22 protein-coding genes are annotated in these 19,289 nt (G+C 63.7%); 13 read left to right on the top strand and 9 right to left on the bottom strand.

What is annotated here, in order from left to right; genetic code table 11:
• Positions 1–143 precede the first annotated feature (143 nt).
• The 5 genes from XcyCFBP4188_RS02140 to XcyCFBP4188_RS02120 all read right to left on the bottom strand — a co-directional run bounded on the left by XcyCFBP4188_RS02140 (position 144) and on the right by XcyCFBP4188_RS02120 (position 3,521).
• Complete coding sequence (locus tag XcyCFBP4188_RS02140; protein ID WP_043907356.1) at positions 144–746, bottom strand: glycine zipper 2TM domain-containing protein; 603 nt, start codon at positions 744–746, stop codon at positions 144–146.
• 152 nt (positions 747–898) lie between these two features.
• Positions 899–1,333: an OsmC family protein gene (locus tag XcyCFBP4188_RS02135; RefSeq protein ID WP_006448877.1), complete on the bottom strand. Its 435-nt coding sequence runs from the start codon at positions 1,331–1,333 to the stop codon at positions 899–901.
• Between the two features lie 197 nt (positions 1,334–1,530).
• Positions 1,531–2,478: an aspartate carbamoyltransferase catalytic subunit gene (locus XcyCFBP4188_RS02130; protein ID WP_006448878.1), complete on the bottom strand. Its 948-nt coding sequence runs from the start codon at positions 2,476–2,478 to the stop codon at positions 1,531–1,533.
• Between the two features lie 16 nt (positions 2,479–2,494).
• Positions 2,495–2,962, bottom strand: a complete 468-nt coding sequence (gene ruvX / locus XcyCFBP4188_RS02125) for a Holliday junction resolvase RuvX (protein ID WP_006448879.1) — start codon at positions 2,960–2,962, stop codon at positions 2,495–2,497.
• The gene (locus tag XcyCFBP4188_RS02120; protein WP_006448880.1) at positions 2,955–3,521 is read right to left on the bottom strand and encodes a YqgE/AlgH family protein; all 567 of its coding nucleotides are present in this window, start codon (positions 3,519–3,521) and stop codon (positions 2,955–2,957) included. Before XcyCFBP4188_RS02120 ends, ruvX begins: the two co-directional genes overlap by 8 nt.
• A 297-nt stretch (positions 3,522–3,818) precedes the next feature.
• On the opposite strand from XcyCFBP4188_RS02120, the gene XcyCFBP4188_RS02115 reads away from it, so the two are divergent.
• A complete protein-coding gene (locus tag XcyCFBP4188_RS02115; protein ID WP_104591550.1) occupies positions 3,819–4,364 on the top strand; it encodes a DNA-3-methyladenine glycosylase I in 546 nt (181 codons plus the stop codon).
• Positions 4,365–4,505: 141 nt separating this feature from the next.
• Here the strand turns inward: XcyCFBP4188_RS02115 and XcyCFBP4188_RS02110 are convergent, their stop codons facing one another.
• The 3 genes from XcyCFBP4188_RS02110 to XcyCFBP4188_RS02100 all read right to left on the bottom strand — a co-directional run bounded on the left by XcyCFBP4188_RS02110 (position 4,506) and on the right by XcyCFBP4188_RS02100 (position 7,757).
• Positions 4,506–5,180 carry a YitT family protein gene (locus XcyCFBP4188_RS02110; protein WP_043889842.1) on the bottom strand — a complete coding sequence of 225 codons (675 nt, stop codon included), beginning with the start codon at positions 5,178–5,180 and terminating at the stop codon, positions 4,506–4,508.
• Positions 5,181–5,482: 302 nt separating this feature from the next.
• Positions 5,483–6,613, bottom strand: a complete 1,131-nt coding sequence (locus XcyCFBP4188_RS02105; RefSeq protein ID WP_006448884.1) for a PilT/PilU family type 4a pilus ATPase — start codon at positions 6,611–6,613, stop codon at positions 5,483–5,485.
• 106 nt (positions 6,614–6,719) lie between these two features.
• Positions 6,720–7,757 (bottom strand): type IV pilus twitching motility protein PilT, encoded by a 1,038-nt coding sequence (locus tag XcyCFBP4188_RS02100; protein ID WP_006448885.1) that lies wholly within the window; start codon positions 7,755–7,757, stop codon positions 6,720–6,722.
• Positions 7,758–8,080: 323 nt separating this feature from the next.
• Here XcyCFBP4188_RS02100 and XcyCFBP4188_RS02095 point away from each other — a divergent pair, with 323 nt between their 5' ends.
• The 7 genes from XcyCFBP4188_RS02095 (at position 8,081) to XcyCFBP4188_RS02065 (ending at position 12,951) form a co-directional block, all read left to right on the top strand.
• The gene (locus XcyCFBP4188_RS02095) at positions 8,081–8,773 is read left to right on the top strand and encodes a YggS family pyridoxal phosphate-dependent enzyme (protein ID WP_006448887.1); all 693 of its coding nucleotides are present in this window, start codon (positions 8,081–8,083) and stop codon (positions 8,771–8,773) included.
• Positions 8,774–8,820: 47 nt separating this feature from the next.
• Entirely contained in the window at positions 8,821–9,675 is an 855-nt protein-coding gene (proC, locus tag XcyCFBP4188_RS02090) for a pyrroline-5-carboxylate reductase (protein ID WP_006448888.1), read from the top strand.
• Positions 9,676–10,112: 437 nt separating this feature from the next.
• The gene (locus tag XcyCFBP4188_RS02085; RefSeq protein ID WP_043889331.1) at positions 10,113–10,538 is read left to right on the top strand and encodes an HU family DNA-binding protein; all 426 of its coding nucleotides are present in this window, start codon (positions 10,113–10,115) and stop codon (positions 10,536–10,538) included.
• Between the two features lie 133 nt (positions 10,539–10,671).
• Positions 10,672–11,292: a M23 family metallopeptidase gene (locus tag XcyCFBP4188_RS02080; RefSeq protein WP_074057704.1), complete on the top strand. Its 621-nt coding sequence runs from the start codon at positions 10,672–10,674 to the stop codon at positions 11,290–11,292.
• A 91-nt stretch (positions 11,293–11,383) separates the two neighbouring features.
• Positions 11,384–11,692 (top strand): DUF3861 family protein, encoded by a 309-nt coding sequence (locus tag XcyCFBP4188_RS02075; protein WP_006448891.1) that lies wholly within the window; start codon positions 11,384–11,386, stop codon positions 11,690–11,692.
• Between the two features lie 220 nt (positions 11,693–11,912).
• Positions 11,913–12,299 (top strand): hypothetical protein, encoded by a 387-nt coding sequence (locus tag XcyCFBP4188_RS02070; protein ID WP_006448892.1) that lies wholly within the window; start codon positions 11,913–11,915, stop codon positions 12,297–12,299.
• A gap of 55 nt (positions 12,300–12,354) precedes the next feature.
• Positions 12,355–12,951: a YceB family lipoprotein gene (locus XcyCFBP4188_RS02065; protein ID WP_006448893.1), complete on the top strand. Its 597-nt coding sequence runs from the start codon at positions 12,355–12,357 to the stop codon at positions 12,949–12,951.
• Between the two features lie 269 nt (positions 12,952–13,220).
• Here the strand turns inward: XcyCFBP4188_RS02065 and XcyCFBP4188_RS02060 are convergent, their stop codons facing one another.
• The gene (locus XcyCFBP4188_RS02060; protein ID WP_006448894.1) at positions 13,221–13,688 is read right to left on the bottom strand and encodes an SET domain-containing protein; all 468 of its coding nucleotides are present in this window, start codon (positions 13,686–13,688) and stop codon (positions 13,221–13,223) included.
• Positions 13,689–13,864: 176 nt separating this feature from the next.
• Here XcyCFBP4188_RS02060 and XcyCFBP4188_RS02055 point away from each other — a divergent pair, with 176 nt between their 5' ends.
• The 5 genes from XcyCFBP4188_RS02055 to XcyCFBP4188_RS02035 all read left to right on the top strand — a co-directional run bounded on the left by XcyCFBP4188_RS02055 (position 13,865) and on the right by XcyCFBP4188_RS02035 (position 19,220).
• Positions 13,865–14,323 carry an SUF system Fe-S cluster assembly regulator gene (locus XcyCFBP4188_RS02055; RefSeq protein WP_006448895.1) on the top strand — a complete coding sequence of 153 codons (459 nt, stop codon included), beginning with the start codon at positions 13,865–13,867 and terminating at the stop codon, positions 14,321–14,323.
• A gap of 15 nt (positions 14,324–14,338) precedes the next feature.
• Positions 14,339–15,796 (top strand): Fe-S cluster assembly protein SufB, encoded by a 1,458-nt coding sequence (gene sufB, locus XcyCFBP4188_RS02050; RefSeq protein ID WP_006448896.1) that lies wholly within the window; start codon positions 14,339–14,341, stop codon positions 15,794–15,796.
• A 156-nt stretch (positions 15,797–15,952) separates the two neighbouring features.
• Complete coding sequence (sufC, locus tag XcyCFBP4188_RS02045) at positions 15,953–16,717, top strand: Fe-S cluster assembly ATPase SufC (protein ID WP_006448897.1); 765 nt, start codon at positions 15,953–15,955, stop codon at positions 16,715–16,717.
• Positions 16,717–17,979 (top strand): Fe-S cluster assembly protein SufD, encoded by a 1,263-nt coding sequence (sufD, locus tag XcyCFBP4188_RS02040; RefSeq protein WP_104591549.1) that lies wholly within the window; start codon positions 16,717–16,719, stop codon positions 17,977–17,979. The genes sufC and sufD overlap by 1 nt, the downstream gene beginning before the upstream one ends.
• Positions 17,976–19,220, top strand: a complete 1,245-nt coding sequence (locus XcyCFBP4188_RS02035) for a cysteine desulfurase (RefSeq protein WP_006448899.1) — start codon at positions 17,976–17,978, stop codon at positions 19,218–19,220. Before sufD ends, XcyCFBP4188_RS02035 begins: the two co-directional genes overlap by 4 nt.
• Positions 19,221–19,289: the final 69 nt, after the last annotated feature.

Here is a 19,289-nt window from a genome sequence, read left to right as displayed (position 1 = left end):
AGTTACCTGATTTTTCCAACTGCCGCGCATCGATCGATACGCGCATACGCTTTCAGCGAACAATTCAGTGACCTGCACTCCAACAAAAAACGCTGCGGTCCCCCGCAGCGTTTTTTGATTTGAAGCCGTCGTGACCAACCAGATCAGTCAGGACGCACGTCAACGCGCACGCGAATGCGATCGCCAGGGTTGTAGTCGCTACGCGTGTGATAGGTGCGGCCGGCATATTCGTATGTCACATCGTAACCTTCCACACGATCGCTCTCGCGACGGTAGGACACCGGCTCGCACACGCTGACGTTGCCTTGGTAATTGCGATTGTTGGCCTCGTAGATCGAGCGGCCTGCCGCAACACCGGCCATGGTGCCGACCGCAGTACCGACCAAGCGGCCATTGCCGCCGCCAACCTGGCTGCCGAGCACCGCACCGGCAATACCGCCGATCACGCTGGCCACACCGCGATTGGACACGCCCGATTGGCCGTAACCGCCACCATCGCGATAGTAGCCATCGTTGCTGGTGTAGTAGCCGTTGGACGGGCGGTTGTAGCAGCGTTCGCTGCTGCGTTCGTTATACGAATCGGTCACGATGATCGGATCGACACGCACCACGCGTGCGTATTCGTAACGACCGTCCTCATACCCACTACGACCGCCATCGCGGTAGCCGCTGTCATAGCGCTGCGCCGTTGCGTTGCCCGCAACCGCCAGACCAATCACCAGAGCACCAAGCACAAGAGTTTTCATCGCGGCACTTCTACAGGGAGGACACGCTGCAGATGCTCGGCCTGCGCCAGTGAAACCGCCCTGAACCAGACCGACCCTGCAAAGCCCTATTCAGGTTGCCGCCAGCTGCGTGCGCCGGCATGCAACACCGGCGCAGCGCAGCCTTGTGTGCATCAGCTGGAAAATTCGGTTTCCAGGCTGATCGGCACCGCGCTCAGCGCCTTGGACACCGGGCAATTCTTCTTGGCGACATCGGCAAGTTCGCGGAACTTGGCTTCATCGATCCCCGGCACCACGGCCTTGAGCTTGAGGCGGATCTGCGACAGCTGCGGGCCGCCTTCCATCGACAGATCCACGTCGGCGCGCGTATCCAGCGAGGTCGGCGGAAAGCCGGCCTCGGTCAGCTGTGCCGATAGCGCCATGGTGAAGCAGCCGGCATGTGCGGCTGCGATGAGCTCTTCCGGATTGGTACCCTTCTCGTCGCCGAAGCGGCTGCTGAAGGCATAACGCGTGTTTTCCAGCAAACCACTCTGCGGCGTGCTGAGCTGGCCCTTGCCGGTCTTGAGGTCGCCTTCCCAGTGAGCGGTGGCGTGACGTGAAATACCCATTGCGATCTCCTGCGATGAAAGGAGCTGCCACGATAGGCCAGTGGGTGTTACGGCTTGGTGCCGGGATTTGGGATTGGGGATTCGCAGAGGCGAAGCGCGCTGCGCGATCTTGGCAGCAAGGTTCTAGGTACTTGCGATGCCTATCCGAACAACGACCGCGCACTACTATGGCTACGCGGTCGCATTGCTGCGTTTGCTTAGCCGAGCAAGGTTTCCAGCACGGCCATGCGCACGGCGACGCCGTTGGCGACCTGGCGCAGCACGCACGATTGCGCGCCATCGGCGACCTCGTCGGTAATTTCCACGCCGCGGTTGATCGGGCCTGGATGCAGCACGGCGGCATCGCGACCGGCACGCGCCAGGCGCGCGCGGGTTAGCCCGTAATCGGTGTGGTATTGCTCCAGCGACGGCACCAGGCCTTCTTCCATACGCTCGCGTTGCAGGCGCAGCATCATCAGCGCATCGACGCCTTCGAGCATCGCGTCGAAATCTTCGCCGACCACGCAGCCGTCCAGCATGTCGTCGTCGGGCAGCAGGCTGGCCGGACCACATACACGAATCTCGCCCACGCCCAGGGTGCGCAATGCGTGCAGGTCCGAACGCGCCACACGCGAGTGCTTCACGTCGCCGACAATTACCACCTTGAGCTTGGAAAAATCGGTGCCCTTGGCCTGGCGCAGGGTGAGCATGTCGAGCAGGCCCTGGGTGGGATGCGAGCTGCGTCCGTCGCCGGCATTGATCAAGGCGGTGCCCTCGCCTGCAGCCTCGGCCAGCGCTTCCACCGCACCGTCGTCGGGATGGCGCACCACAAAGCCACGCACGCCCATCGCCTCGAGATTCTTCAAGGTGTCGCGCGCGGTCTCGCCCTTGCGGGTGGACGAAGTGGAGGCATCGAAATTGAGCACGTCTGCACCCAACCGCTGCGCAGCCAGATGAAACGAGCTGCGCGTGCGCGTTGAGGGTTCAAAAAACAATGTGCACACCGCAGTCCCGGCCAGCACGCTGCGCTTGCCGACGCGCCCTACCGCGGCGTCGCGGATCTGACCGGCGCGATCGAGCAGTTGCAGCAGCGTGGTGCGCGGCAGTCCTTCCAGGGTGAGCAGGTGGCGCAGGCGTCCGTCCGAATCGAGTTGCATGGTGGTCATCGCAGGTCGAGAAATATCAGGGAAGAAGAGTGGCTTGGTCGGGCGCGGCCAACCAGCGTTCGACAATGACCGCGGCCGCCATCGCGTCCAGCGCTTCGGCATCGCGGCGGCGCTTGCGCCCATCGGCGCGCTCGCGCGCGAAACGCTGCGCGGCTTCGACCGAACTGGAGCGCTCGTCGATCAGCACCACCGGCAGCGCATAGCGCTCGCGCAGTTGGCGGGCAAAGGCATGCGCGCGCTTGCGCGCGGGTTGGTCTTTATCGTCAAGGGTGAGCGGGTCGCCAATCACCAGGCCATCGGGTCGCCATTCCTTGTGCACACGATCCAGCGCGGCCCAGTCGGGACCGGTGGCATGCACGTTGATGACGGCGACCGCGCGTGCGCCGGCACCGAGCGCGGTGCCCACGGCCACGCCAATCCGGCGCGACCCTACGTCGAAGCCCAGCACCGTGCCATCCGGGCGGATCGCGCCCGCCTCAGGCATGCCCGGAATAATCCGTCAGCCGGAACAGATCCACGCCGATGCGCCCGGCAGCGGTCTGCCAGCGATCTTCCAGCGCGGTGGCGAACAGCACATTGGCATCCGACGGCGCGGTGAGCCAGCTGTTCTCGCCCAGTTCGAACTCGAGTTGCCCCGCGCCCCAGCCGGCACAGCCAAGCGCCACCAGCGCATTGCGCGGGCCGTCGCCGGCCGCCATGGCTTCGAGAATATCGCGCGAGGTGGTCAGGAACACGCCCTGCCCCACTTCCAGGCAGGAATCCCATTCGCGCGCATCGTCGTGTATGACGAAGCCGCGCTCCGGATGCACCGGCCCGCCGCTGAGCACGATCTGCTCGCGCAGGTGCTCGTCGACGGTGTCGATGCCCATTTGCGACAGGACTTCGCCCAGCGTGTATTCGGAGGGCCGATTGACCAACACGCCCATCGCGCCGTTCTCGTCGTGCTGACAGATCAGCGCGACGCTACGCGAAAAGGTGGGGTCGGACAGCGCCGGGAGCGCAATCAGCAGTTGGTTGGCCAGAGGCGTGGGCAAAACGGACATGGCCGCATTCTAGCCGTTCGCTCCGCCGCGCGCAGAGCCGCTGCCATACTTGACGCTTGCCTGGCGCTGTGGGCGGCCGATGCTGACGATGGGCCGGACTGCGAACGCGGTGCCGGTGCCGTTTCTGACCTATGCGTTCAGGTTGTCGCTGGCGATGCAAGCCGGGCTCGTGCGATGCATTCTGCGCTGCTAGCTTGTTCATCCAGACTTGGCGCTGGGCGGCGCTGTATTCGCCAGGCTTGACCCCTCTTTCCATCGCGCCGGCCCACCACCACGGCGCACATCACAGGCAGCCCCATGAGCGGCTATTGCAGCATCGCCCCAGGCCATCCTGTCCACGGCCACTACCACGCGTACGAATATGGCTTCCCGCAGCGCGACGAACGCGAGCTGTTCGAGCGGCTGGTGCTGGAAATCAATCAGGCCGGATTGAGCTGGGAAACCATCCTGCGCAAGCGCAGCAATTTCCAGCGCGCCTATGACAGTTTCGACGTGGACACGGTGGTGGCCTATGGCGAGGCCGACATCGTTCGGCTGATGGGCGATGCCGGCATCATCCACAACCGGCTCAAGGTGCTGGCGGCGATCCATAACGCGCAGGTCATCCAGACGCTGCGCGCCTCGCACGGCAGCTTCGCGCAATGGCTGGATGCACGGCACCCGCTCGCCAAGCCAGACTGGATCAAGCTGTTCAAGAAGACCTTTCGCTTCACCGGCGGCGAAATCACCGGCGAATTCCTGATGAGCCTGGGCTACCTACCTGGCGCGCATCATGAAGATTGCCCGGTGTTTGCGCATATCCAGGCACTGTCGCCGCCGTGGATGCTGAGCGAAAACGCATAGCGGCGATACGATCGAGCGCATGCCGGCAGATAGAGGCATGCCGCATACGTGGCAGTGCCGATGGATTACATGCCGCCCGGGATGCATAGCATGCAGTTGCCTAGCACGGTTGCGCCAGCGGCACGCCAGCCATCGCCTGAGTCACACGCCCATATAGCGGTGCGGGCGATGATTGAACATCAACACCAGACTCAGCATCAACGCACCCAGCGCCGAATACAGCACCTTGTCCGGGGTGAGGATGGTGAAGGCGACCAGCATCAGCATCGCATCGAAACTCATCTGCACCTTGCCCGCACTCCAGCCGCGCTCGCGCTGCAGGTACACCGCCAGGATGCCGATGCCGCCCAAACTGCCGCGATGGCGGATGAAAAACAGGATGCCCAGGCCCGCCAGCGCGCCGCCGACAATCGCCGAAAACAGCGTACTGATATGTGCGTACTCGGCCCAGCGCGGTATCAGGTCGGTGAGCGCACCGCAGGCGCCGACTGCGGCGAAGGTCTTCAAGGTGAATTCCCAGCCCATGCGGCGCACGCTCAGCCAATAGAACGGCAGATTCACCAGCACGAACACCAGACCGAAATTCCAGTGCAACGCGTAATGCAGCAAGAATGCGACACCGGCCATGCCACCGATCATCAGGCCGCCTTTGGCAAAGATCGCCAGGCCCAACGAGGCCACCAGCGTCGCCAGCACCATGCCTTGCGCGTCCTCGGCTACCGAGTGGTGATAGGCATGATCGTCGGCCGCGGTGCCGGCCGAATCCGGCGGCGGCGTCAACGGGCCGGAGGTGACCACAGCGCCGTCATCGGGCAGCGGTTCTTGCTCCGGACGCAGATCGGAATCGGGAAGGCTCACAGGTTCGGGCACTGCAATGGGGTGCGATATTAGACACTATCGGCCCGCCTGGTTACATCTGAAACGTCACCGCAGGCGCGCACTGCTGCGCTGCATGTTCATCGACCAACAGTGCGGTCTTTACCCTGTCTTTTTGCAGCAGACGCTTGCACGCAGAGATGAGGCGCCAAGTTCCGGCAACCTTGTGCAGGTGATTTCTTCAGCGTGCTACGCCACGACCATGCACCGGAATGCACCAGGGCGCAGCGGTCCTGGGCGACTCACCGAACCTCGGCAATCTCCACACCATCCATCCCCTGCGCCAGGGTCTTGGCGTCGCCGCCCTGCGAGAGCTTGATGCGCAGGCGCACTTCGTTCTGCGAATCGGCATAGCGCAGCGCGTCTTCGTAGCTGATTTCGCCGGCCTGATACAGCTCGAACAGGCTCTGATCGAAGGTGCGCATGCCCAGGTTGGTGGACTCCTTCATGATCTCCTTGAGCTTGTGGATCTCGCCGTCGCGGATGTAATCCTGCACCAGCGGGGTGCCCAGCATGATCTCCATCGCCACGCGACGGCTGCGCCCGTCCGGAGTCGGAATCAACTGCTGCGCGACCACGCCCTTGAGATTGAGCGACAGATCCATCAGCAGCTGATTGCGGCGATCTTCCGGGAAGAAGTTGATGATGCGGTCCATCGCCTGGTTGGCGTTGTTGGCGTGCAGGGTGCACAGCACCAGATGGCCGGTTTCGGCGAATGCCACCGCGTGGTCCATGCCTTCGCGGGTACGCACCTCGCCGATCATGATCACGTCCGGCGCCTGGCGCAGGGTGTTTTTCAGCGCGTTCTCCCAGCTGTCGGTATCGATGCCGACTTCGCGCTGGGTGATGATGCAGCCTTCGTGCTTGTGCACGAATTCGATCGGATCTTCGATGGTGATGATGTGCCCGGTGGAATTCTGGTTGCGGTAACCGATCATCGCCGCCAGCGAGGTCGACTTCCCGGTACCGGTGGCGCCCACAAAGATGATGATGCCGCGCTTGGTCATCGCCAGCGTCTTGATCACCGGCGGCAGGCTCAACTCTTCCACCGTGGGAATCCGCGTTTCGATCCGGCGCAGCACCATGCCGACCTGGTTGCGCTGATAGAAGCAGCTCACACGAAAACGCCCGACCCCTGACACGCCGATGGCGAAGTTGCACTCGTGCGTCTTTTCGAATTCTTCGCGCTGCGACGGCGTCATCACGTTCAACACCAAATCGCGACTTTGTTGCGCCGTCAGCGGTGTCTGGGTGATCGGGCTGATCTTGCCGTTGACCTTGATCGCCGGCGGCATGCCCGAAGTGATGAACAGATCCGACGCCTTCTGGTGCGCCATCAGCTTGAGGAACGAGGTGAAGTCGATAGTGCTCATGGCGTGCTCCTCTGGAGCAGGGATTCGGGATGGGAGATTCGGGATTCGCAAGAGCGGGGTCCGGTCCGGGAGATCGCCATTGCGAATCCCGAATCCCGAATCCTGGCTACTCGAATATCCGCTTGTCCTTGGCGTATTCGCGCGCCTGGTTGCGTGTGATCAGGCTGCGCTTGACCAGGTCCTGCAGATGCTGATCCAGCGTCTGCATGCCGTATTGCTGGCCGGTCTGAATCGACGAATACATCTGCGCCACCTTGTCCTCGCGGATCAGGTTACGGATCGCCGGGGTGCCGACCATGATTTCCCAGGCGGCGGTACGTCCGCCGCCGACCTTCTTCAATAGTGCCTGCGAGATCACCGCGCGCAGGGATTCGGACAGCATCGAGCGCACCATCGGCTTTTCGCCGGCCGGGAACACGTCGACGATACGGTCGATGGTCTTGGCCGCCGAGCTGGTGTGCAAGGTACCGAACACCAGATGGCCGGTTTCTGCTGCGGTCAGCGCCAGGCGGATGGTTTCCAGATCGCGCAACTCGCCGACCAGAATGATGTCAGGGTCTTCGCGCAAGGCCGAGCGCAGCGCCTCGTTGAAGCCGTGCGTGTCGCGGTGCACTTCGCGCTGGTTGATCAGGCACTTCTGCGAGGTGTGCACGAATTCGATCGGATCCTCGACCGTGAGGATGTGGCCGTATTCGTTCTTGTTGATGTAGTCGATCATGCCGGCGAGCGTGGTCGACTTGCCCGAACCGGTCGGCCCGGTGACCAGGATCAGGCCCTGCGGCTGGTCGATCAACTGGCGAAAGATCGGCGGGCAGCCCAGGTCTTCCAGCGTCAGCACTTCGGAGGGAATGGTGCGGAACACCGCACCGGCGCCGCGGTTCTGGTTGAACGCATTGACGCGGAAGCGCGCCAGCGAGGGAATCTCGAACGAGAAGTCGACCTCGAGGAATTCCTCGTAATCGCGGCGCTGCTTGTCCGACATGATGTCGTAGACCAGCGCGTGCACCTGCTTGTGGTCCAACGCCGGAATATTGATGCGACGGACATCGCCATCGACACGGATCATCGGCGGCAAGCCGGCCGACAGATGCAGGTCCGATGCCTTATTTTTGACAGAAAACGCCAATAGTTCAGCGATATCCATGCGCTGCTTTTCCCCTAGGCTGCGATTGGAAGGTACTCCCCGAGCGGCAGTATAGCGTTCTGGCTGCTGGCGGGAAGCGGCCCGACACCGGTTCAGGCTGGCACTGTCAGGCGAGCCTGAAGGGGTTGGTTTCGGCCTTGGCCGCACGGAGCTTGCTGCGTGTCGCCGACACTGCGGCGTGCCGCTCGATCAGTGCCAGCGGGCACACTTCCGGCCTGGCGGCAGCTTTCGCAGCGTCACCGATCCCCAACTTCCCGCGGCCGGTTGGAACCAAACACCGCAGGGCGGCACTATAGCGCTCCACCTCTTTCCTGGAATGCCACGTGACGGCTTCGTCGCTACAGCAGATTCTCGATGCCATCCACGCCGCCGCGACCCAGCAGGCCCATACCGATGTACGCCTGCTCGCAGTGTCCAAGACCAGGCCTGCGGATGCCCTCGCCGTGTTGGCGGCGCAAGGCCAGCGCGCGTTCGGCGAAAACTACGTGCAGGAAGCGCAGGCCAAGATCGCCGAACTGCATGCGCTGGGATTGGAATGGCATCTGATCGGCCACCTGCAATCCAACAAGGCCGAACTGGCCAGCCAATGCTTTGATTGGGTGCAGACCGTGGACCGCGCCAAACTGATTCCGCTGCTGGCGCGCTACCGCCCGGACGATCGCGCGCCGTTGAACGTGCTGATCCAGGTCAATATCGACGACGAGGACAGCAAGCACGGTTGCGCGCCGGAGGCGATCGATGCGCTGGCCCGTGACATCGCGCTGCAACCGCGTCTGCAGTTGCGCGGGCTGATGGCGATTCCCGCGCCGTTTCCCGAGCAGGCACGGCGCGCGGCTGCGTTTACTCGCATGCAGGCGCTATTCGAAGACCTCAAGGGTCGCTACCCGCAGGTGGATACCTTGTCGATGGGCATGAGTTCGGATTTCGCCGAAGCGATCGCGGCCGGTGCCACCATGGTGCGTGTCGGTACCGCATTGTTTGGCGAACGCGCCTCGTCGCCTGCCGCCGCGTCCTGATCGGCCTCGCGCGTCGATTACCGATCTTTCTGACCTAAGGTGCTGCAATGACTCTGCCCTGTTCGCCCGCGTCTTCGCATCCCAACGCTGCAATCACCGCGTTCGTCGGTGGCGGCAACATGGCGCGCAGCCTGATTGCCGGGCTGATCCGGCAACGTGTGCCCGCAACCAGCATCCGCGTGGCCGAGCCGATTGCCGAATTGCGCGAGGCGTTATCGCGCGACTTCGGCGTGCACGCCGTGGAAGACGCCCGCACCGCCGTGGACGGCGCGGCCATCTGGGTATTGGCAGTCAAACCGCAAGTGCTGCCTTCGGTGTGCGCACAGCTGGCCGACCTTGCGCAGGCGCAGCAGCCGCTGCTGCTGTCCATCGCTGCCGGCATCACCGCAACGCAACTGCAGCGCTGGTCGGGCGGTGACGTGGCAGTGGTGCGCGCAATGCCCAACACGCCCGCCCTGCTCGGCGCCGGCGTCACCGGGCTGTACGCCACTGCGCGCGTTTCCGACGCGCAACGCGTGCAGGCGACCCGCTTGCTGGACAGCGCCGGCGTCACCGTGTGGATCGACGACGAAGCGCAGATGGACGCGGTGACCGCCGTCTCCGGCAGCGGCCCGGCCTATGTCTTTCTGCTGGCCGAAGCGATGGAGGCTGCTGCGCAGGCGCAGGGTCTGCCCGCCGACACCGCACGCACGCTGGTGCTGCAAACCGTGCTTGGCGCCGCGCGCATGCTCACCGAATCAGGCGAGGCACCGGATGTGCTCCGCCGCCGCGTGACCTCGCCCAATGGCACCACGCAGGCGGCGATCGAGGCATTCCAGGCCGGCGGCTTCGAAGCGCTCACCGCAAGCGCAATCACCGCAGCCACCGAGCGCGGCCGTAGCCTGTCGGCCGCCAACGATTAGCGAATCCGCTAACGAAGAAGCGCAGGATTTCCTCGCAACCAAAGCTGATCGCAGGTATGCAGTCGATCCGTCGGCACTGCAGAGATCCTGCATAACGGCGATCCATCCGCGCTCGCCATGCCGACCAACACCATCAGCCAGCCGCAGATTTCGGCAACACCCAACGCCAGATCGCCTGCTCGATCATGCACGCAAGCTCGCGCTGAAGACCTGCTGCTCTGCGTCAGACGCTTCGTCAACGCGCACATCGCAACCGACTCGACAATGCGTTTCGTACGCGTTTTCTGCCGCTGGTGAACGAATCCCCGTCGAAAGACGCTTTTTTCGCGTTGTTTCATCGTTTGCCTATTGGCGGCGCGCAGCAGTTGCCCTACATTTCGCGTTGCCGACTGGGTCGGCAGACCCAACACCACCTACGAATACGGAATACATAACTCATGGCAAAAACCGCCGCTAAGAAGGCTGCCCCCAAAAAGGCAGTGAAAAAGGTCGCCGCCACCAAGACCGCAAAGCCGGCGAAGGCCGCCGCTGCCAAGTCCGCCGCGCCGAAGCCAATCAAGGAAGCACTGAGCAAGACCGGCCTGGTCGCGCACATCGCCGAATCCACCCAGCTGGCTCCGAAGGACGTCCGCGCCGTTCTGGCGACGCTGGAATCCGTTGCACATTCCTCGCTGAGCAAAAAGGGCGCCGGCTCGTTCACTCTGCCGGGCATGCTGAAGCTGACCAGCGTCCATGTGCCGGCCAAGCCCAAGCGCAAGGGCATCAACCCCTTCACTAAGGAAGAGCAGACCTTTGCCGCAAAGCCGGCCAGCTTCAAGGTCAAGGCTCGCTTGCTGAAGAAGTTGAAGGATGCCGCGCTCTAATCGAGCACGCATCCGGTCTAACGAAGGCGGCCTGCGGGCCGTCTTTTTTTTGCGCGCGATACCGCATGCGTGATCACCCACATGCCGCTCATCGCCGCTTGCCTACCCTGCGTGCTGACTCGCAAACCAGCAGGTGCATGTGACCGATCCATCGCCCCACCCTCCATCGACTACACCGCTGTCCACCGCCCGCAGCCCCGCACGCCGCGTGCGCCGCCTGCTGGTGTCGGTCGCCCTGCTGTGCGCCTTGGGTGTCGCCGCACGCTGGGCCTGGCAGTTGCCGATCGCCGAGCAGCTGCGCACCAGCTGGGAGCTGTCACGGATGCCGCCGCCGACGTCTTTGCAGATTCCGGTCGAAGGCGTGCAGGCACGCCGCATCGCCGATACCTTCGGCGCGCCGCGTGGCCGCGATCGCAGCCATGCCGGTGTGGATATCTTCGCGCCACGCGGCACGCCGGTGCTGTCTGCAACCCGCGGCGTGGTCAGCGCCATTCGCGATCAAGGCCTGGGAGGCAAGCAGGTCTGGGTGCTGGGGCCGGCCATGCAGCGGCATTACTACGCGCATCTGGACGACTGGGCCGCAGGCTTGGAGGTCGGCGATGTGGTCGAGCCCGGCACACCGCTGGGCATGGTCGGCACCACCGGTAACGCGCGCGGCACGCCGCCGCATCTGCACTATGGGGTCTATGGGCGCAACGGTGCGTACGATCCGCTGCCGCTGCTGCGCAAACCCGCACCACAGCCGGCACAGTGAACATGTTGGAACACTGCGTCATGGCCTGCCCTATCGAGGCCACCGCACGCTGCGCCTATGGTGGAGACAGCCCAGCAACGACGCCATCTCCATGCCCCGAAAACGCTATCGCATTACGGTCACGCCCATCGAAAGCGATGGCCGCCCCTGCGACGACCGCTGCACCATCGAGTTCGAACAGCGCTCGCGCGCCGACTGGATGCGGCTGCTCGAAGAGTTGCACCTGCGTCGCGACCTGAGCAGCGACGAATGCGCCGCGCTGACCGTCGGCTCGCAGCTGCTGGAAGATCTGGCCGCCCGCCCGCGCGCGCAGCCCAGCGATGCGCTGGATGTATTGCGACCAAAGCTGCAACTGCTGCTGGAGCGCCTGCAGCGCGTGCACCCAACGCCAGGCGCTTGAGGCCTGCATCGCCGCATTGCGCGGACCGTTACACTGCGCGCATCGGGATGGGGGACGCGCCATGCGCTGGGCTGGAATCGTGGTATTTGCCGCTGCAATCGCTGGCTGCAGTTGTCAGCGCACCGAAGACAAACGCACACCTGTTGCTGCGACCTCGTCGCCAACCCGGGCTGTGACAGGCAATCCAAGCACAGTCACCAACGCCGGAGCGCCTGCACCATTGGTGCCGGCACCGGACCCCAACGACGCCGCAGCGCGCGCCGAATTCGCCAAAGCAAGCGCCACCGTGCATCGGTATCTGGGCGCACTACCCGGTGCCGCACGCGCGGATGCCGATGCGCTATGGACCGGGGGTCATCCCTCACCGGTGCCGGACGACGCAGTGCTACGCGGCATCACCAATATCCAGTCGATGCGTATCAACAACGATCCGCCCATCGCATTGGACCAGCAACATCCACCCAAGCTGATCGAAGTACCGGTGCAACTGACCGTGCATACCACCACCGGCACGCAGCGTCTGGTCGGTGCGTATCGACTCCAACCCCGTGCCGGCAGCGACACATGGGAGATCTATTCGGCGACGCTGCAGCCGGTGCTGCGCTAACCCGTGGTTCACCGGCGCAGACTAAGGTGATGTCATCTGCTACCGGAGTCACCCGATGAAACTGCGTTCGCTTGCCGGATCCATGCTCGCCCTCGCCCTGGCGATGCCCGTCACCGGCGCCTGGGCCACGCCGCAGATCCAGGGACATCAAATCAGTGTGCAGGGCAGCGATCTGCAGCAATTCCTGGGTGGCCGCTTCCCGCAGACGCATGACGCACTGGGTGGCTTGGTCGAAATGACGGTCAGCAATCCGGCGCTGTCGCTGCCGCCGGGCGACCGGCTCAAGATGGCCTTCGATCTGGCCCTGGCCACCGCGGGTGGCGCGCCGGCACCGGTCGGCAATGTGACCTTGACCAGTGCGCTGCGCTACGACGTGGCCAAGCAAGGCTTTTATCTTGATCAACCCACCATTGATGACTTCCGCCCTGCCAATGCCGGCGCCAAGCTCGACCACAGCACCCGCCAGTTGCTCAATGCCTGGCTGGCCGATTACGCGCGCAAGGAGCCGATCTATCGCATCGACCCGGCCATCGCGGCGGTGATGGGCAATGTGCAGGTGGAGTCGGTCGGCATCCAGAACGGACGGGTGGCGGTGAACTTCAATCAGAACATCGAGCAACTGGTGCCGGCGACAGCGCTTTCCGGCAAGTAGACGATCCGCGCTGCGCCAGCGCGGGGCTCGCTGGCCGGCGCCACTGCGCGGCAGGCGTTGCACACACACACAAAGGCCCGGCGCATCGATCGCCGGGCCTTTGTTGCGAAAGACGTCTGGTAAGACGGCAATGCTGTTGTTGGAAGCGATCCACTAACAAGTGAATCGACTGCGTCAGCATGCAGGTCTAAGCCGCGTATTGCGTATTCCTGGTTGCGCACTCCTCAAAGAGAGTGCGCATCGCATCATCGCAATGCCGGCACGCGTACTCAGCGCTTGGGCTGCAGCATCGTGCCGGTGCAGTTCTTGGAGCCGCAGCGGCATTCCCAGATCTTCTTCAAACGCGGTGTGTGGCGCTCGGCCAGCGTGATGCCGTAGTTATAGGTGAGCTCTTCGCCGGCCTTGATCGCACGCTTGGCCTCGATGAAGATCTTGTCCTTGCTGCGATCGTCGCCTTCGGCCTCTTCGATCACCGCTTCGCAATTAGGCTTGCAGCTGTGGTTGATCCAGCGCGCCACGTTGCCTTCGTAGTTGGCATCCAGCACGTAGTCGTCGCTGAGCGTGAACAGGAAGGTGTGGCCACTTTCCACATCGCCGGTGTCATCGGCATCCACTTCCGCATGCGTGCGCAGGCGCCCCTTGTATTGAATGATGCGCTCGCCCTTGCGAAGCGCGGCGAGGGCGAACATGCCATTGCCGTGGATACGTGACTTGCGGGCGGCAACTTTGCGCGACATGAACGGGGTCCAGTGATGGGGCCGCTCATTGTGACCGCAGCGCGACGATGCGCCAAGCACAAGCGCATTGCCAACGGCAAGGTCCAACGCTTGCCGGCGGCTGAACCGCGCGGTTGGCCCTGCCCCGCTCGAAAGAGTACAATTTCGGTCCGCTTTAGGATTTACCTGGCCTCCTCATGTTGCGCGTCACCAAACTCACCGATTACGCCACCGTCGTGCTGACCGTACTGGCTGCGCGCGGAGATCAGGTGCTCAGCGCGAGCGAGCTGGCCGAGCAGGCCGGCCTGGAAGCGCCGACCGTGAGCAAGATTCTCAAACCGTTGTCGCAAGCGGGCCTGGTCGAAGGTTTGCGCGGCGTGCATGGCGGCTACCGGCTTGCGCGCGCGGCCAGCGAGATCACGCTGGTTGAAATCGTCGAGGCAATGGAAGGCCCGCTGGCGATCACCGAATGCAGCCAGGACCACAGCCAGTGCGGCATCGCGCAGACATGCGGGGTGCGCTCCAACTGGCGTTTGATCAACGACGTGGTCGGCGATGCATTGCGTCGCGTCACGCTCGCGCAGATGTTGCAGCCCCTCTCTCTCCCTGGCGACAGCAGTCGGCGTCCCATCGCCGCACGCGTCGCGACCACCTGACCTGTAGGCAGCCCGATGGCCACCGAACTTGCTCCCCCGCAGAACGCCGAGATTATCGAACGGCTGGGCCGACGTTACGACGCCGGCTTCATCACCGACATCGAATCGGACTCGCTCCCGCCCGGCCTGGACGAGGATGTCATCCGTGCCTTGTCGGCCAAGAAAGAAGAGCCGCAATGGATGACCGACTGGCGTCTTGAGGCGTATCGGCATTGGCTGAAGATGCCGATGCCGGAGTGGGCGAAGTTGCAGATCTCCCCGATCGATTTCCAGGCGCTGAGCTATTACTCCGCGCCCAAGGGCCCGAAGTACGCCTCGCTGGACGACGTGCCGAAGGAACTGCTCGATACCTACGACAAGCTTGGCGTGCCGTTGCACGAGCGTGCCCGGCTGGCCGGCGTGGCGGTGGATGCAGTGTTCGATTCGGTCTCGGTCGGCACCACGTTCCGCAAGGAACTGGCCGAAAAGGGCGTGATCTTCTGCTCGATGTCCGAAGCCATCAAGGAACATCCGGAGATCGTCAAACAGTATCTGGGTAGCGTGGTGCCGGTTGGCGACAATTACTTCGCCGCACTCAACTCGGCGGTGTTCTCCGATGGCAGCTTCGTGTTCATCCCGAAAGGCGTGCGTTGCCCGATGGAACTGAGCACCTATTTCCGCATCAATGCCGGCCATACCGGCCAGTTCGAGCGCACCTTGATCGTGTGCGAGGATAAGGCGTATGTGTCGTATCTGGAAGGCTGTACTGCGCCGATGCGCGACGAAAACCAGCTGCATGCGGCGGTGGTCGAGCTGGTGACGCTGGAAGACGCCGAGATCAAGTATTCGACCGTGCAGAACTGGTACCCGGGCGATGAAAACGGTGTGGGCGGCATCTACAACTTCGTCACCAAGCGTGCCGAATGCCGTGGCGACCGCAGCAAGGTCACCTGGACCCAGGTCGAAACCGGCTCGGCGATCACCTGGAAGTATCCGTCCTGCGTGCTACTGGGCGACGACTCGGTGGGCGAGTTTCACTCGGTGGCACTCACCCATCATCGTCAGCAGGCCGATACCGGTACCAAGATGATCCACATCGGCAAGCGCACTAAGAGCAAGATCGTCAGCAAGGGCATCAGTGCCGGGCGCGGGCAGAACACCTATCGCGGTCTGGTCAAGGTGGATCGCAACGCCGATGGCGCGCGCAACTACACCCAGTGCGATTCGCTGTTGATCGGCAAGCAGTGCGGCGCGCATACCTTCCCCTATATCGAGGTGAAGAATCCCGGCGCCACCGTCGAGCACGAGGCCACCACCTCCAAGATCAGCGACGACCAGCTGTTCTATTGCCGCGCGCGCGGCATCAGCCAGGAAGATGCGGTGTCGCTGATCGTCGATGGTTTCTGCAAGCAGGTGTTCCGCGAACTGCCGATGGAGTTCGCAGTGGAAGCCAAGAAACTGCTGGAAGTTTCCTTAGAAGGCAGCGTCGGCTGACACCTCTCCCCTTCTCCCCTCGGGAGAAGGTGGCGCGCAGCGCCGGATGAGGGTACGGGGCGAAGCCATGTGCACCCAAACAGCACGCTGCTTCGCACGAACCCTCACCCCAACCCCTCTCCCGGCGGGAGAGGGGCTCAATCACTGGATACGAATATGCTCAAGATCAACAATCTCCACGCCAGCATCGCCGGCAAAGAAATCCTCAAAGGCCTGTCGCTGGACATCAAGCCGGGCCAGGTGCACGCCATCATGGGGCCCAACGGTGCGGGCAAATCCACGCTGGGCAATGTGCTGGCCGGGCGCGATGGCTACGAAGTCAGCGCAGGCAGCGTGCAGTTCGAAGGCAAGGACCTGCTCGACCTTCCGCCGGAAGAACGCGCCGCTGCGGGCCTGTTCCTGGCCTTCCAGTACCCGGTGGAAATCGCCGGCGTCAACAACACCTATTTCCTGCGTGCCGCGCTCAACGCGCAGCGCAAGGCGCGTGGCGAGGAAGAGCTGGACTCGATGCAGTTCCTCAAGCTGGTGCGCCAGAAACTGGCGGTACTGCATCTGAAGGACGAGCTGTTGCATCGCGGCGTCAACGAAGGCTTCTCGGGTGGCGAAAAGAAGCGCAACGAGATCTTCCAGCTGGCCGTGCTCGAGCCCAAGCTCGCCATCCTGGACGAAACCGATTCGGGCCTGGATATCGACGCACTCAAGAGCGTGGCCGACGGCGTCAACGCGCTGCGCTCGCCGGAGCGCTCGTTCCTGGTGATCACCCATTATCAGCGCCTGCTCGATTACATCACTCCAGACGTGGTGCATGTGCTGGCCGAAGGCCGCATCGTGCAGAGCGGTGGCCCGGAACTGGCGCTGGAGCTGGAAAAGCACGGCTACCACTTCCTCAAGGACCGCGTGGTGCCCGAGGCGGCTGCCTGATGAGCGCCTTGCTGGAATCCCTCGCACGCGGTTTCTGCGGCAACGATGTACGGCGTGCCGAACTCGATGCCGCGCTGCAGACCGGCCTGCCCGGCCCGCGCGCCGAAGCCTGGAAATACACCTCGCTGCGGCAGCTGGAGCGGCGCAGTTTTCAGACTGCGCCCTTGGTACCGACGCTGGTCGATGCCTCCGTGCTGGACGATATCGCCTCGCCACGGCTGGTGTTCGTCAACGGGCGCCCGTCTGACGCACTGAGCGACCTGTCCACACTGCCCGACGGCGTGCAGCTGGAGACCTTGTCCGCCTCGCTGGCTGCCAGCGATGACGCGCAGCAACTGCTCGGTCGCCGTTTCGAAGGCAGCGATGAAATCTTCGCCCGCATCAATGCCGCGCTTGCCGACGAAGGCGTGCTGGTGCGCGTGCAGGAAGGTGCGCAGATCGATATTCCGCTGCAGCTGGTCTTTATCAGCGTAGCCGGCGAGCACGACCTGTCCTGGCATCACCGCCACTTGATCGAACTGCGTGCCGGCGCTGCGCTGAACGTGGTCGAGCATCACCTGCATGTCGGCGATGCCGCGCATCTGGATAACAGCCTGATGCATGTGCATCTGGCCCAGGATGCGGTGTTGTCGCATGCGCGCGTGCAGGCCGACAGCGCGCACGCAACGTCGCTGCTGCGCACCGATGCGGTGCTGGCGCGCAATGCGCGCTACCAGCGCGTGGACCTGGAACTGGGTGCCAACCTGTCGCGGCACGAGCTCAACGTGCGCCTGGAGGGCAACAATGCCCAGCTCACCGCCAATGGCGTGCTGCTCGGCAACGGCCGCCGCCATGTCGATACGCGTCTGGGCATCCAGCACATTGCACGCGATACCAGCTGCGAGCTGGTCTGGCGCGGCGTGGGCGCCGATCGCAGCCGGGTGGTGTTTCATGGCGGCATCCACATTCGCCCCGGTGCCGACGGCAGCGATGCGCGGCTGTCGAACAAGAATCTGCTGCTGTCGGCCAATGCCGAGATCGACACCCAGCCGGTGCTGGTGATCGATGCCGAAGAAGTGCAGGCCGCGCACGGTGCCACCGTCGGCCAGCTCGACGACAACGCCTTGTTCTATCTGCGCTCGCGCGGTCTGCCGCAGGCTGATGCACAGCGTTTGCTGAGCGCCGCGTTCTGCCACGAGCCGCTACGCGTGCTGCCCACCGCGCTGACTGCGGTACTGGCGCTGCAGCTGGACCGCGCACTGACCTCGGCAGGCGTGGCATGAACGCGCCCGCCGTCCCGCAACTGGCCGCGCCGGATTGGGAGCGCGTGCGCTCGGATTTCCCGTTGTTGATGCGGCAGGTGCACGGCAAGCCGCTGATCTATTTCGACAACGCCAACACCGGCCAGAAGCCGCTGCAGGTGATTGCCGCGACCGACGAGTTCTATCGTCGTCAAAACGCCAATGTGAGCCGCGCGGTGCATGCGCTGGGCACCGAAGCCACTGATGCGTTCGAAGGCGCGCGCAGCAAGCTCGCACGTTTTCTCAATGTGCGCGCCGACGAGCTGGTGCTGTGCAGCGGGACGACCTTTGCGATCAATCTGGTCGCTTATTCCTGGGCGCTGCCGCGCCTGGGCGCCGGCGATGTGATCCTGATTTCGCGCATGGAGCACCACGCCAACATCGTGCCGTGGCAACTGGTGGCGCAACGCACCGGTGCGACCATCCGCGTGGCCGAGATTACCCCAGACGGCGCGCTGGATCTGGATGCCTTGCGCAAGGCGATGACGCCGGAGGTCAAGCTGCTGGCGATCACGCACGTGTCCAATGTGCTGGGCACGGTCAACCCGGTGCGCGAGATCTGCCGCGAGGCGCGCAAGCGCGGCATCGTCACCGTGGTGGACGGCTCGCAAGCCGCGCCGCATCGGCGTATCGACGTGGCCGGCATCGGTTGCGATTTCTACGCCATCACCGGCCACAAGATGTGCGGGCCGACCGGCACAGGCGCGCTGTGGGCACGTCGCGAACACTTGCAGGCAATGCCGCCGTTTCTGGGCGGCGGCGAGATGATCAAGGAAGTCAGCTTCGAGGGCACGGTGTTCAACGATGCCCCGCACAAGTTCGAAGCCGGCACGCCCAACATCGCCGGTTTCATCGGCCTGGGCTCGGCGGTGGATTACCTGGAGTCGGTCGGGCTGGCGCACGTGGAAGCACGCGAAACCGAGTTGCTCGCACACTTCACCGAAGAACTGCAGCGTATCGAGGGCCTGCGCATTTTCGGCACCACGCCAGACAAGGCCGCAGTGGTCTCGTTCCTGATCGAAGGCGCGCATGCGCATGATCTGGCCACCTTGCTCGACCTGGAAGGCATCGCCATCCGCTCGGGCCAGCACTGCGCGCATCCATTGCTGCAGTACTACGGCGTTGCTGCCACTTGCCGCGCCTCGCTGGCGTTCTACAACACGCACGACGAGATCGAGCGCTTTGTTGCTGCGTTGAAGAAGGTGCGGACGTTGCTGGGGTGAATGTGGGGCCGGGAGTGGGGATTGGTAATTCGGGATTGTGATGCGGGATTTTTAGCTGGTGATTCGTGA

This window comes from Xanthomonas hortorum pv. cynarae (assembly GCF_002939985.1).
GTDB classification, from domain to species: domain Bacteria; phylum Pseudomonadota; class Gammaproteobacteria; order Xanthomonadales; family Xanthomonadaceae; genus Xanthomonas; species Xanthomonas hortorum_D.
This window is presented reverse-complemented; position numbering and strand designations above follow the sequence as displayed.